The 12,978-nt window shown below is 56.3% G+C and carries 14 protein-coding genes; 9 read left to right on the top strand and 5 right to left on the bottom strand.

Annotation, left to right across the window (positions count from 1 at the left end; all coding sequences use genetic code 11):
* Nucleotides 1-348: 348 nt before the first annotated feature.
* Together NGJ44_RS22465 and NGJ44_RS22460 are read right to left on the bottom strand one after the other, a co-directional pair.
* A complete protein-coding gene (locus NGJ44_RS22465; RefSeq protein ID WP_286012423.1) occupies nucleotides 349-1,788 on the bottom strand; it encodes a flagellin N-terminal helical domain-containing protein in 1,440 nt (479 codons plus the stop codon).
* Nucleotides 1,789-2,026: 238 nt separating this feature from the next.
* Entirely contained in the window at nucleotides 2,027-2,344 is a 318-nt protein-coding gene (locus NGJ44_RS22460) for a helix-turn-helix domain-containing protein (RefSeq protein WP_251865931.1), read from the bottom strand.
* A gap of 69 nt (nucleotides 2,345-2,413) precedes the next feature.
* On the opposite strand from NGJ44_RS22460, the gene NGJ44_RS22455 reads away from it, so the two are divergent.
* Together NGJ44_RS22455 and NGJ44_RS22450 are read left to right on the top strand one after the other, a co-directional pair.
* On the top strand, nucleotides 2,414-3,670 hold the full coding sequence (locus NGJ44_RS22455) for a site-specific integrase (RefSeq protein ID WP_251865929.1): 1,257 nt from the start codon (nucleotides 2,414-2,416) through the stop codon (nucleotides 3,668-3,670).
* Nucleotides 3,651-4,544: a hypothetical protein gene (locus tag NGJ44_RS22450; RefSeq protein WP_251865927.1), complete on the top strand. Its 894-nt coding sequence runs from the start codon at nucleotides 3,651-3,653 to the stop codon at nucleotides 4,542-4,544. Before NGJ44_RS22455 ends, NGJ44_RS22450 begins: the two co-directional genes overlap by 20 nt.
* A 61-nt stretch (nucleotides 4,545-4,605) precedes the next feature.
* Here the strand turns inward: NGJ44_RS22450 and NGJ44_RS22445 are convergent, their stop codons facing one another.
* On the bottom strand, nucleotides 4,606-5,232 hold the full coding sequence (locus tag NGJ44_RS22445) for a rolling circle replication-associated protein (protein WP_251865925.1): 627 nt from the start codon (nucleotides 5,230-5,232) through the stop codon (nucleotides 4,606-4,608).
* 470 nt (nucleotides 5,233-5,702) lie between these two features.
* On the opposite strand from NGJ44_RS22445, the gene NGJ44_RS22440 reads away from it, so the two are divergent.
* Nucleotides 5,703-6,149 (top strand): hypothetical protein, encoded by a 447-nt coding sequence (locus NGJ44_RS22440; protein ID WP_251865923.1) that lies wholly within the window; start codon nucleotides 5,703-5,705, stop codon nucleotides 6,147-6,149.
* Between the two features lie 115 nt (nucleotides 6,150-6,264).
* Here the strand turns inward: NGJ44_RS22440 and NGJ44_RS22435 are convergent, their stop codons facing one another.
* Together NGJ44_RS22435 and NGJ44_RS22430 are read right to left on the bottom strand one after the other, a co-directional pair.
* Complete coding sequence (locus tag NGJ44_RS22435) at nucleotides 6,265-7,743, bottom strand: FliC/FljB family flagellin (RefSeq protein ID WP_251865921.1); 1,479 nt, start codon at nucleotides 7,741-7,743, stop codon at nucleotides 6,265-6,267.
* Nucleotides 7,744-7,965: 222 nt separating this feature from the next.
* Nucleotides 7,966-8,724, bottom strand: a complete 759-nt coding sequence (locus NGJ44_RS22430) for an RNA polymerase sigma factor FliA (RefSeq protein WP_053245627.1) — start codon at nucleotides 8,722-8,724, stop codon at nucleotides 7,966-7,968.
* 444 nt (nucleotides 8,725-9,168) lie between these two features.
* Here NGJ44_RS22430 and flhD point away from each other — a divergent pair, with 444 nt between their 5' ends.
* The 6 genes from flhD to NGJ44_RS22400 all read left to right on the top strand — a co-directional run.
* On the top strand, nucleotides 9,169-9,492 hold the full coding sequence (gene flhD, locus NGJ44_RS22425; protein WP_053245628.1) for a flagellar transcriptional regulator FlhD: 324 nt from the start codon (nucleotides 9,169-9,171) through the stop codon (nucleotides 9,490-9,492).
* 34 nt (nucleotides 9,493-9,526) lie between these two features.
* Nucleotides 9,527-10,108: a flagellar transcriptional regulator FlhC gene (gene flhC / locus NGJ44_RS22420; RefSeq protein ID WP_053245629.1), complete on the top strand. Its 582-nt coding sequence runs from the start codon at nucleotides 9,527-9,529 to the stop codon at nucleotides 10,106-10,108.
* Nucleotides 10,109-10,225: 117 nt separating this feature from the next.
* Nucleotides 10,226-11,095, top strand: coding sequence for a flagellar motor stator protein MotA (gene motA, locus NGJ44_RS22415; protein WP_053245630.1), 870 nt, complete (start codon nucleotides 10,226-10,228; stop codon nucleotides 11,093-11,095).
* A gap of 11 nt (nucleotides 11,096-11,106) precedes the next feature.
* Entirely contained in the window at nucleotides 11,107-12,096 is a 990-nt protein-coding gene (gene motB / locus NGJ44_RS22410) for a flagellar motor protein MotB (RefSeq protein ID WP_053245631.1), read from the top strand.
* A 2-nt stretch (nucleotides 12,097-12,098) separates the two neighbouring features.
* Nucleotides 12,099-12,479, top strand: coding sequence for a response regulator (locus NGJ44_RS22405; RefSeq protein WP_053245632.1), 381 nt, complete (start codon nucleotides 12,099-12,101; stop codon nucleotides 12,477-12,479).
* A 29-nt stretch (nucleotides 12,480-12,508) separates the two neighbouring features.
* The coding region (locus NGJ44_RS22400) for an Hpt domain-containing protein (RefSeq protein WP_251865919.1) at nucleotides 12,509-12,978 on the top strand (470 nt) is incomplete at its 3' end.

Raw genomic sequence — 12,978 nt, 5'->3', positions numbered from 1 at the left:
TCGCCACGATGCTCTTGTACCAGACGCACGGCGCGGTCACGGACTTCCGGGGAAAACTTGTTCTGCTTGCTCATAAGGGCTCCATTCTCTCAAAGGTTGGAGCCTCCGCAAAACCCGGGGCAATTCAATAACGCAGTGCGGAATAATCTGGAGTGGGCTAGACTCTATGGACATCAGACCGTCGTCGGAAGCGATGGAAAGACGATCAAGAAGAAAGTGATTCTGCGTCCCCAGCCGAATAATTGAAGATCAGCCCCATGAGCCAAAAGAAAAACCGCCAATCCCGAAGGAACGGCGGTTTCACGGTTCTGTATGGGGATGGTTGCCCATCCCCAAGTCGGCTGAGAATTAACGCAGCAGGGACAGAACGCCTTGCGGCACTTGGTTGGCCTGGGCCAGAACCGAGGTACCAGCCTGTTGCAGGATCTGAGCGCGAGTCATGTTGGAGACTTCGACTGCATAGTCGGCGTCTTCAATACGCGAACGAGCTGCGGAGAGGTTGGTGACCGTGTTGCTTAGATTGGCAATCGTCGATTCGAAGCGGTTCTGAATGGCACCCAGCTCCGAACGCAGGGAGTCGACCATCGACAGAGCATCATCGAGAGTCTTCAGGGGATCATCAGTCGCCTTCTCGGCCGCAGCCGCATCTTCAGCGATGATTTTTACGTTACCCGCTTCGGTACGCGAGATAAAAGCAGTGACCACATCCGGATCGATGGCAGTGCCACGATCAAATGTCAGTTTGCTGCCGTCAGCATTGGCCGTGTACTCAGTGCCGCCAAGATTCAGCACGCTGCCAGTTTTGCCAGCACCTTGAAGATCGAGATCGGAAACTTTAGCCAGTCGGTTCGAAGTAGTCGCGTCAGTCGTATACGAACCATTCACAGCAGACCGATAGATTTCCGTGGACAGGGCCAGTGTTTCGTTGGTCGCATCCGCACCGGAAAGAGTCAGCGTTACTTTTTCACCATTGATGAGCGTACTTGCCGATCCAACAGCCGGTGTAGCGCCCGACCCAGTATCATCGACGCCCCGAGTAAAGGCCGTCTCCACCGTAAATTCGAGGCCTCCAAGCGTGAATGTAGCGCCCTTCTCCAAGTCTTCAAGATCCGAAGGCAAGCTACCGGTGGCTGTGAAGGTGCCCGAGACATCCGTGTTGTCAATCGTGCTGTCAACGGTCAATGCGCCATTAACGGCGCTGACGTAGACGTTCTCCTGATCGCCACCTACAGCTGTGGTGATCTTGCCGCTGTCGAGATCCACACGGATCTCTTTCCCGTCATTCGTACCGCCAACCGTTGCGCCTTCGTATCTGTCGAAGCCAGTAGCACCTTGTGCGCGGAGGTCGCTAACACTAGCCTGACGAGCACCGTCAATGCGGAATTCTTTAAGACCCAGAGATTGAGCGTCGATCTTCTTCAGGTTCACGGAGATCGTTTGGTTGTCATTTGCACCAACTTGGATCTTCAGGGCGTTGTCGCTAGCCAGAACTTTCACGCCGTTAAATTGCGTTTGTTCGGACACACGGTTGATCTCAGCCAGGCGCTGGCCGATTTCATCCTGGATCGACTTGAGATCAGAATCGGAGTTAGTGCCGTTCGTGGCTTGAACAGTCAACTCACGAATACGCAGCAAGTTGTTGTTGATTTCGTTCAACGCGCCTTCAGTCGTCTGAGCGATGGAGATACCATCGTTGGCGTTACGGGAAGCTTGGGTCAGACCCTTGATGTTAGCCGTGAAGCGGTTAGCAATCGCTTGACCAGCAGCGTCGTCCTTGGCGCTGTTGATAACGCTCTCCGTAAGGCGCTGAAAATAATGTGAAAAACAAGGGTTTTATTCCGATTTCCAGAAATTACTACTCTGTGACTACGGCTTGTCGATAAGAATCGGAATTTCCGACCTTACGGAATGACGTAGGTACCATAAGAATCAATGACCTATTGGCCGTCTTGGTCGGCATGATTTTCTACGGGCTGTCTACGTAGCCCAGCCGTCACGATATCCAAAGTGCCCGCTTGGGGTCGGGCTACTTCTTCCGATCAGGCCGTCTTAGGTTGGCATCTTGCAATCTGCCTTCCAGGATTGCGATGGCCCGCTCATCAAAATGCAGGCTCACGCCGTGCAGGTTGGAATCAATCTTGATACCGAATTCTTCGAGCCGTTCGACCATACGGGCGTAAAGATCATCCTTCATCGGCATTTCAAGCGTTTCAATTCGAGCAATCGTAGGCTTGGAGCTGCCGATCAATTCGGCAAACTGGACTTGGTTATATCCGAGGGCCGAACGAACCGACCGCATTACCAGGGCAATCCGTGTCTGCGTTTTATCGTCTGTTGTTGTCATTGCAATCGGGATCGTGTCCTATACTGAACGAGCATTAAATGATACTATTAGTATCGTTATTGGTTCTGTGTGATTCTGCCTCTGCCTCGTACATTACTGACCCAACAAGTTGTCGACTCCATGCTGTGCCCGACAGGTAAGCGCAGGATCGATTATTTTGACACACGGCTACCAGGGCTACTTATCAAGGCTTCGGACAGTGGGCGTCGTTCCTACTACATCCGGTATGTCGATACGCATGGCCGTACGAAGGAAAAGAGATTTGCCGATGCGGGAATCATGTCATTGGCAGACGCGAGGAACAAAGCAAAGGAACTATTGGCTCGCCTGAGTCTGGGCGACGATCCTTTCGTTGAAAAGAACCAGCGCAGAACCGTCCCGACCTATCGCGATTTCATCCTGAAGCGTTATCTGCCTCACATGAAGACCCACAAACGTAGTTGGCGGGTCGATGAGGCGCAATTGCGGCTCCATATCTTGCCTGTACTCGGCGGGCTGTATATGGACGAAATCAATAAGCAGCATGCTATCGAATTGCTGCGGCAGCATCGGGAAGAGAAACGCTTCAAACCATCGTCCACCAATCGAATGCTGAACGTCGCTCACAGAACTTTCAGTTGTGCTCTGGAGTGGGAGATTCAGGGGGTGGCATCCAATCCGATTTCAGCAGTTCGCAAGCTCCGTGAGAACAATTTGCGAGACCGGTATCTGAGCAATGAAGAACTACGCAGACTGATTGCCGAACTGGATGGGTCTGACCATCCCAGGATCAAGGAAATAATCGTTATGCTGATCCTCACTGGCGCACGACGCAATGAAGTGTTGGGCGCGAAGTGGTGCGATATCGATTTCCAAAACCGAATCTGGCGTATTGAATTCAACAAAAGCGGTATCACGCGATACGTCCCGTTATCCACTGGCGCAATTCAACTGCTTCGCAATGTTGATCGGGTTCCAGGTGTGGACTACATCTTCTTTAATCCCGCCACGATGCAGCCATACGTCAATATCTTCCATGCATGGAATCGAGTCCGTAAGGACGCAGGTATTGAGGATGTTCGGCTGCATGACCTCCGTCACAGCTACGCCAGCTTCCTGGTAAACCAGGGACGATCCATTTACGAAGTGCAGAAGATACTGGGCCACTCGAACGTGAAGACCACCCAGCGGTACGCGCATTTGAGCAACGACACTCTGTTGGCAGCCACCAATTCCGTGTCCGATTATGTGTCGAATGTTTCTAGCCGAGTTCTGGACAGCAGAATGAAGAATATTGCCGCAACATTTCCTTCGTTGGAAATGAGGAATGCAGGCTTTCTGCCATAAAGGGATTTTGAACAGGACAGGAGAAGGAATGCCGGATAAAGACCTTGTCGAACTCTACAGGCAGACTGTGGATCGGTTCGTAAATGCCATTCACAGGCAGTTCAAAACCTCGAATCGACTTGCCGATCACTGGGGGCAGTTTGAATCTCACTTCCGCGAAATCGCTGAACAGCACCGCAGCGCGATCCTCGCTGAACTGACCTTGTTTGAACGTCACTCGAAGCTTCGGGTGACGATCACTGAGCGGCTTTCTGAGCTGTTGGAGCAGGACGGCTTCTATCAGGTCTTAATGGCCGTGGAAAAGCGCAAGGAACGGCTTTCGGACATCATTGCCAAGCTGGACTATGACATCTGGTATGTCCGATTTTTTCGGCTCCGTACGAAGGTCATCATCTATTTGTTGGAAGCCGAGCAGGATGACTTCCTGAGAGAAGAAGACCGCCACATGTATGAACGGTTCCGAAATCGTCAAAGGGCGATGCGCAACCCCATCTATTGGCGTGGTGCCGGTACGGTCATCATGGAACCCACCGAAGATGTCGTGGCCTTGCGGTATCTGCGGGATTCCGACACGGTGGTCATGACGCGTCATGCTGGTGCCTTACATGCGACTTTCGAGCGGCTGAAGCATGATGCCCATGGAATATTGAATTACTTCAATAAACGCGAATTCTTTGGGCGTCTGGGAACATCCGTGAGGGAAGTGATCGACAGGAATCCCGAAGCAGAAGAGCAAGAACTGGTGCTGGCTGCATTAGGGGGCATCAAGCAACTTCTGTCGGAGTGGTCCGGGCGATACCTTCATGCCGGAACTTTGAATGTCGTGGATGAAGGGAAACTCATGAAGCTGACGACTGAAGCCAGATACCCATGAATGACAAAGAGGCCCATACATCGAGCCTCGCAGAAAGTTGTGTAAAGTCGGATATTGGCTTTTAACCAACTTTCCGCCCTGTAAGACAACACAAGTCATAGATGATGGTGTCGTCGTGCCGGTAGCAGTCCTTGGTCATGTAACCAGCCAGCCGTAATATATTTCCCTCGCGAACCGGTTCAAACCATGAATCTTCGGGATTGGAGCGGGAAGAAGTCATATCCAGATTCGTACTTGCCACCTTGAACCAATTCCGCTTGACTAGATCCCGTATTCCATACATGCCAATTGGTGCATGTGGTTTCGGTTCTTTGAGCAATGCATGGATGTGAAGTGACCCGTCGTCATGTCGTTCAATTGCCGAGTAGTGAATAATTCGGTTTTTTGATCTCTTGCCGTATATCTCACTGCTTAATCGGTCAAAGAATTTCTTCCCCAGAGAAACCACTTCGTCGTGGTCGTTTTTCTTATACCTGAAGGTTAAAGTGATGAACCAGTCGAATTCCTGCTGTGTGATGTCATAGATGTGCTGTTCCCTTTGTCTCTGCCGGAATTGCTCTCGATCTGTGAGGGATGTATTGCAATGGAATTCATTCATCAGGGCAGATCTGATGTCATTAAGCGTGATGGCTTTGTTGCCGTTATGGCTATTTCCCTGTAGAGATTGGGTGTTGTGATTCGGATTCATGTATGTCCTTTATTTGTGGTGTTGTTCCCATTACGGGCGGACTGATGTGAGATATGTGGATTAGGTCAGTCATGTGATCAACATTCCTTCAATGAAGTGGTTAGAGGGAAATGTTGATTAAAGGGATATTTTGTCTTTTCTTTGGTGTTTTGCCTGAGAGGTGATTCCGAGTATGCGCTTCACTTCATCATCTTCATTACAGATATTTTGGGCATAGTTTCACCAAGGGCATTTCCAAATGCCCGACGAGTATCCTGAACGACTGACCCCACGTTCTTGATCACAAAGTCGCCTGTCGCGTTAAATTGCGTCCTCATTGGCTCATGCCGATGAGTTCAGATTGATGAGATGAGGCCACTCGCTATCCCGGTTAAAAGTCCAAGCAGACAAGTGGCCGGGTATTTATCTGAAGCCGTCTAAAAAGCGCCGTTTTCTAAGGCGGTTTGGCTCATATGTGTTATCGTTTTTCTATGAGCACACAGCTATCAGCCGAAGAGCGGTTTCAACTGGTACAGACCATCTACAGCGCCGCGAATCATTCCGACAAGAAGAAGCGAAAAACAGTCACGCAAGCGTGTAAGGATTTGGGGCTGGCTCGCAGTACCTACAATCGCTGGAAGATGTCGCTGGACGAAAATCCGGAATGGATCAAGAAGGGCGTATTGCCTGCCCGGAGTAGAGCGCCGAAGAAGAACGGCAAGGCATTACCTGTGGGTGTGAGGCAACGTATTGGAGATATGGCCCGGTCAGGCCAATACGCCAATCCAAGTCAGATCGGCAAGGCATTACGAGCGGAAGGTATCAACGTCAGCGATAACGCTGTGAGGAATAACTTGGAGAGGGCTGGCCTCTACGGATATGGGACCGTCGTGGGAAGCGATGGAAGGCCGGTCAAGAAGAAGGTGCTCTTGCGATAAAAGGCGATCCCTTCAGCTATTGCAGCATCCCAAACGGAAAAACCGCCAATCCCGAAGGAATGGCGGTTTCGAGTTCTGCGTGGGGATGGTTTCCCACCCCCAAACCGGCTGAGAATTAACGCAGCAGGGACAGAACGCCTTGCGGCACTTGGTTGGCCTGGGCCAGAACCGAGGTACCAGCCTGTTGCAGGATCTGAGCGCGAGTCATGTTGGAGACTTCGACTGCGTAGTCGGCGTCTTCGATGCGCGAACGAGCTGCGGACAGGTTGGTAACCGTGTTGCTCAGGTTGGCAATAGTCGATTGGAAGCGATTTTGCACAGCACCGAGCTGGCCACGGAATTCATCAACGGTCGCAATCGCGGCATCCAACTTAGCCAGGGGATCACGCGAAGCAATAAGTGCTTGGTCCGCAGTGATAAGCTCTTGGCTCGTCTTGCCAGCATCGCGGACGTAAATTACGTCAGTGCCTTGGGTGACAACACCGCTACCATCCACGACATAAGCAGTTCCATCGATTTCAAGCTGAGCACCAGTCTTGCTGCCGCCATTGGAAGTGATGCTGGCCACCGTAGCATTTTCGTTCGTCAAGTTTGTTGTGAACTTCGCGGTAGCACTGTAAGCAGCCTCATCCATATAAAGGCTGCCTCCCGACACAGTCATGGTGCCGCCGGCACCATCAGTTGCACCACTGATAGTGACACTAATGTCGTTGCCATCGATACGAGTCGTGTACGTGCCGTTACCTTCTCCATCACCTGCGCCAACCTGCGTCCAAACATATTGACCGATTGTCGCAATGTCTCCATCATTCCCAGTCTCAAACGCCGTAGCGAATGCGTCGCGTACATCGTTGGTCGTGGCTGCAGTGTTGGTTTGTGTCGTAACGAGTTTACCAGTAGTGGCACTTACGTAGACACCCTGCGTACCATCGGTCGTTACTTTGCCAGAATGCACGTCCACTTGAATGTCCGTTGCAGCAGCACCGTCGACCTGAACATCATAAGTCGCATAGCCAGTCGCCTTGAAGTCACTTACCAGAGCATCCTGCGAAGCGGCTTGGTCACCAGTAACGGTAAAATTTCCAAGACCCAGGCTGCTCTTGGTGATTTCCTTAAGGTCAAGAGTGATTGTCTGATTATCGTTCGCGCCAACTTGAACTTTCAGTTTGTTGTCCGAAGCCAAGACGCGTACGCCGTTAAATTGCGTTTGTTCAGACACGCGGTTAATTTCGTCCAGACGCTGTTTGATTTCAGCCTGAATAGAATCGAGGTCACTCTGGGAGTTGGAGCCTGTCGCCGCCTGAACGGTCAGCTCACGAACACGCTGAAGGTTGTTGTTGATTTCGTTCAACGCACCTTCGGTCGTTTGAGCAATGGAGATACCATCGTTAGCGTTACGAGCAGCTTGTGTCAGACCCTTGATGTTGGCCGTGAAGCGGTTAGCAATCGCTTGACCAGCAGCGTCGTCCTTGGCGCTGTTGATGCGCAGGCCCGACGACAGGCGTTCGATGGCGGTACCCAGAGCGGACTGGGACTTGTTCAGGTTGGTCTGGGCAACCAGGGACAAGTAGTTGGTGTTGATAACTGCAGCCATGTTTTGGCTCCCAAGAGAGAAAGGCTTCTTCAAACCGGGCAGCTGGGCCGCCCATCGTAGTAACGGGAGAATTCGTCTTCTTGCGACGCCGAATTTCTCCGTTGCCAGGATTACGGCAGGGCCAAATCAATCTTTAGGGCTGTTTTACGAAGGTCAATCCGCCGGGTGGAGGAGGGGGGACGTCGGGCGGCGGCGCGCCATGCACGCCGGCGCCGGCGGGCCTCAGATAATCTGCGCCATCTGCTGTTCGTGCGGCAGATCCTGCCAGGCCTGCTCGCGCAGCTTGGCGCGGATGCGGGCGGTGGCCTGGGAGCGCAGCTGGCAGACCCGGGCCTCGGTTACGTTCATGATGGCGCCGATTTCCTTGAGGTTCAGTCCCTGCTCGTAGCAGAGCGAGAGCAGGAGCTTTTCGCGCTCGGGCAGGGCGTCGATGGCGTGGATGAGCGCCTGGCGGAAGTCGCCGGCCAGCAGGGAATCGAGCGGATTGCCGGCCTGGGCGTTGCCGGCATTGAGGGAAGCCGCCCAGTCGGCCTGGTCCGACGCGCTGTCCGTATCGGACGAAAAGTCTTCATAGTGGACGATCTGCACGCCCTGGGCGTCGTGCAGCAGGGTCTGATATTCGGCCAGGGGCAGCTCCAGCTGTGCGGCGATCTCGGCCTCGGTGGGCGCGCGCATGAGCTTCTGCTCGAGCTGCTGGATGGCCTGTTCTATCTTGCGGGCCTTGGCGCGCACGCTGCGGGGCAGCCAGTCCTGGCCGCGCAGCTCGTCCAGCATGGCCCCCCGGATGCGGGTGGTGGCGTAGGTCTCGAATTGCGCGTCGGCGGTTTCCTGGTAGCGGCGCACGGCGTCCAGCAGGCCGATCATGCCGGCCTGTATCAGGTCGTCCAGTTCGACGCTGGCCGGCAGGCGCGCGAGCAATTGCAGGGCCAGCTTCCGAACGAGCGGGGCATATTCGACCAAGCTGTCTTCTGCGTTGGGCATTGCGGAGTGTCAGACGAATCTATGGAGGCGCGGGTGTCGGACGCTGGCGCTGGCGTTGCCAAATAGCGACATTGTCGACAAGCGCGCGGTTGCGCTGGGCGAAGCTAACGAGGTGATCGGTACGGTGCCCATTGTGGTTAAAAGCGCCGATTTCATTCCGTAAAGAACACAACTTTTTGAATGTCTATTTGGCAAATTGACGTAAATTTGTCAGATAGTTTCATGTCAAGTTGTATCTTCATCTGTCTTATGAGCAACATCAAAAAACTTTTGTCATATTAGTCATAGAAAATTACACGAGATGTGATAAATTTTACTTAAATTGCGAATTACTGATACATTTCGCATAAAAACTGGACGCAGCTGGTTACGAAGCAATCGTTGCTGCTTGTGACTGTTGGTAGTTGATACGGACCCTCGCACGTAGGGATCAGGGAGCCTGGTGTGCAACAAGTCGAAAGTTCTTTGCTGGCAGATATCCGTGAAGTGAATCTGTCCTATCTTCTTCTCGCCCAGCGCATGCTGCGCGATGACTATGCTGCCTCGATGTTCCGGTTGGGCTTCAGCAGCGAGGTGGCGGACATTCTCATGCGCCTGTCGCCCGCCCAGCTCGTGAGGCTGGCCAGCTCCAGCTCGCTCCTGTGCCGTTTCCGCTTTGACGACTACAGCCTGCTTTCCGCCCTGACTCAGGACGTGCTGGGCGGCGCGCTGCAGCAGGCGCACGCCACCATCCTGCTTGCCAAGCAGCCCGTCGAAGAGCTGGCCTGAACGGCCCGCGCAACCCTCCGGATCTTCAAGCGCCATGGCCATCAAGAGCGTTTCCCAGGAAGCGGACGACATCCTCCTCGCCAGTTCCATGATCTCCCTGGGCGCCCGCCTGCAGGTGCTGGAGGCGGAAACCAGCCTGAGCCACGACCGCCTGGCGCGCCTGTATCGCGAGATTCGCGGCTGCTCGCCCCCGAAGGGCATGCTGCCGTTCTCGGTGGACTGGTTCATGACCTGGTTGCCGAACATCCATTCCTCGCTGTTCTACAACGTCTATTCGTTCCTGGACAAGCACACCAACAGCAAGGGGATCCGCGCCGTCATCGACGCCTACCGGCTCTATCTCGAGAACGCGGGCGTCGAAGGCGCCGAGAACGCGGAGCCCGTGCTGAGCTTCACACGGGCCTGGATGCTGGTGCGCTTCTTCGACAGCGGCATGCTGCAGCTTTCGGAGTGCCGCCACTGCGGCGGCCATTTCATCGCGCATGCCCACGATCCCCAGACGGATTTCGTCTGCGCGATCTGCCGCCCTCCGCCCCGCGCCGGCAAGACGCGGGCCGCGGCGAAGGCGCGCTCGGGCAGCCGTGCGGTTGCCGCCGCCGAGGCGGCCTCGGGCTGACGCCCAGCCTCAAATACATCAAAAGCCCTGAAAAACCTCCCGTAACCCGGCTTTTTGGGCCGGGGGGAGCAGGGGATCATTGACGCCGGTTTTAGACTTCGTTGGCAGGGGCCTGATGTGTTGATTGTTATCGGTTATTTGGTGGTGATCGCCTCGGTGGTCGGCAGCTTCATCGCGCTCGGCGGCCATCTGGGCGCGCTGTACCAGCCATTCGAGCTCACGCTGATCTTCGGCGCGGCCTTGGGCGCCTTCCTGGCGGGCAACAGCAAGAAGTCGCTGATCCTCGTGAAGAAGGCGCTGCCCGATGCGCTCAAGAGCTCCCAGTACAGCAAAGAGGTCTACATGGAGCTGATGGCGCTCCTGTACACCCTGCTGAACAAGGCGCGGCGCGAAGGGCTGATGGCCATTGAGTCGCACATCGAAGATCCGTCCTCCAGTCCGATCTTCAGCGAATACCCGCGCATCATGAAAGACCAGAAGCTCATGGAGTTCATCACGGACTACCTGCGCATCATGATCAGCGGCAACATGAGCTCGTTCGAGATCGAAACGCTCATGGACGAGGAAATCGAGACCTACCGCCACGAGCGCGAAGTGCCGGTGCATGCGCTGCAGCAGATGGCCGACGGCCTGCCGGCATTCGGCATCGTGGCCGCCGTGCTGGGCGTGATCAAGGCGCTGGCGGCGGTGGACCAGCCGCCGGCCATCCTGGGCGACCTGATCTCCAAGGCCATGGTGGGCACCTTCCTGGGCATTCTGCTGGCCTACGGCTTCGTGGGGCCGCTGGCCTCGCGCGTGGACCGGCGCATGGCCGAGGCCGTGAAGGTGCTGGAATGCATCAAGACCACGCTGCTGGCCAGCATGAACGGCTACCCGCCGCAGCTCGCCGTCGAGTTCGGTCGCAAGGTGCTGTACTCGGGCGTGCGCCCCACCTTCGGTGAGCTGGAAGAACACGTCCGGCAAGCCAAGTCGACCGCCAAGGCCTGACGGAGCGGGCAATGAGCACCGTCAACAATCACCGTGTGGTGATTCGCCGCAAGAAGGGCAAGAGCGGCGGACACCACGGGGGGAGCTGGAAGATCGCCTACGCGGATTTCATCACCGCCATGATGGCGTTTTTCCTCGTCATGTGGCTGATCAGCATCGTGCCGCGCGAAGAGCTCAAGGGCATTGCCGAGTTCTTCCGCATGCCGCTGCACGTGGCGATCGCCGGCGGGCCCAGCAGTTCGGCCGAAACCAGCGCCGTGCCCGGCGGCGGTCGAGATCCCCTGCGCGACGACGGCGACGTGCGCCGGGCGCAGGGCAACCGGGTGGAAGCCCAGCCCATGGCCGACGCGGAGCGCCGCGAGCGTCACCGCCTCGAGAGCCTCAAGAAGCGGCTGGAAAACCTCATCGAGACCTCCCCGGTTCTCAAGACGTTCCGTCCCCAGCTCCGCATCGACATGACGACCGAGGGGTTGCGCATCCAGATCATCGACAGCCAGAACCGGCCCATGTTCGCCACGGGCAGCGCCAACGTGCAGCCCTACATGCGGGACATCCTGCGCGAGCTCGGCCCGGTGCTGAACGAGCTGCCGAACAAGATCAGCATCTCCGGCCATACCGACGCCAGCCAGTATGCGCGGGGCGAGCGGGCCTACAGCAACTGGGAGCTGTCGGCCGACCGCGCCAACGCATCCCGCCAGGAGCTCGTGGCCGGCGGCATGAACGAAGACAAGGTCATGCGCGTGCAGGGCCTGTCCTCGAGCATGAGCCTGGTTAAAGATGACCCGTACGCGGCCGTTAACAGGCGTATCAGCCTGGTCGTGCTCAACCAGAGCACCCAGCGCCGCATCGAGGAAGAGAACGCCGCGGCCGCGGACATCAACGCCGGCAGCGCACAGGAAGTGGGCTCCGCGGTCGATGCGGCCCGCGCGGCGGCCGAGGCGGTGAAGTCAGGAAATCACAGCGGGACGGACAAGGCTCCGCCCGCCGAAGGGGTTCGATAGCAATGGCGGCAACGATTCTGGTGGCCGATGATTCGGCGACGATGCGCATGATCGTCCAGACGACGCTGACGGGCGCAGGCTGGAAGGTGGTGACGGCGGTCAACGGGCAGGAGGCGCTGGCGCGGGCCAAGGACCAGCCGGTGGACCTGGTCGTGAGCGACTGGAACATGCCCGTCATGGGCGGGCTGGAACTCATCCAGGGGCTGCGGCAACAGGCGCAGTACGAAGACGTGCCGGTGCTGGTGCTGACCACCGAAGACGACGTGGACAGCAAGATGGCGGCGCGCGACCTGGGCGTGTGCGGCTGGCTCTCCAAGCCGGTCGATCCGGACGTGCTGGTCGAATTGGCGGCGGAACTGCTCGGCGAGCAGCCCGCCGCATAAGCGAGTTCTTTTACGAAGGCATACGGGCCATGAGTGCTGGTTTGGATCTCAGTCAGTTTTACGAGACCTTTTTCGACGAGGCGGACGAACTGCTCGCGGAAATGGAGCAGCTCCTGCTGGAGCTCGACGTGGGGGCGCCCGACATCGAGCAGCTTAATGCCATTTTCCGCGCGGCCCATTCCATCAAGGGCGGGGCGGCGACCTTTGGCTGTTTCACCCAGCTTGCAGGCACCACGCACCTGCTCGAGAACCTTCTGGACGCGATCCGCCGCGGCGAAATGACGCTGCGCACGGACATGGTGGATATTTTCTTGGAAACGAAAGACGTGCTCAAAAGCCAACTGGACGCCTACCGGGCTTCCGAGGAGCCCGACGAAGCCGTGTTCGAGCGCATCTGCGCAGTGCTGAAACAGCTGGCGCTGGAGCACAAGGAGCCGGCGGCTGCCGAAGCCGCCCCGCCGGCGCCCGCGGCCGCTCCGCAACCGGCTGCGCCCCAGCC

The organism is Achromobacter sp. Marseille-Q4962 (genome assembly GCF_943737005.1).
GTDB lineage: Bacteria > Pseudomonadota > Gammaproteobacteria > Burkholderiales > Burkholderiaceae_B > Achromobacter.
Note: the sequence above shows the minus strand (reverse complement) of the source record. Positions and strands in the feature narration are given on the sequence as shown.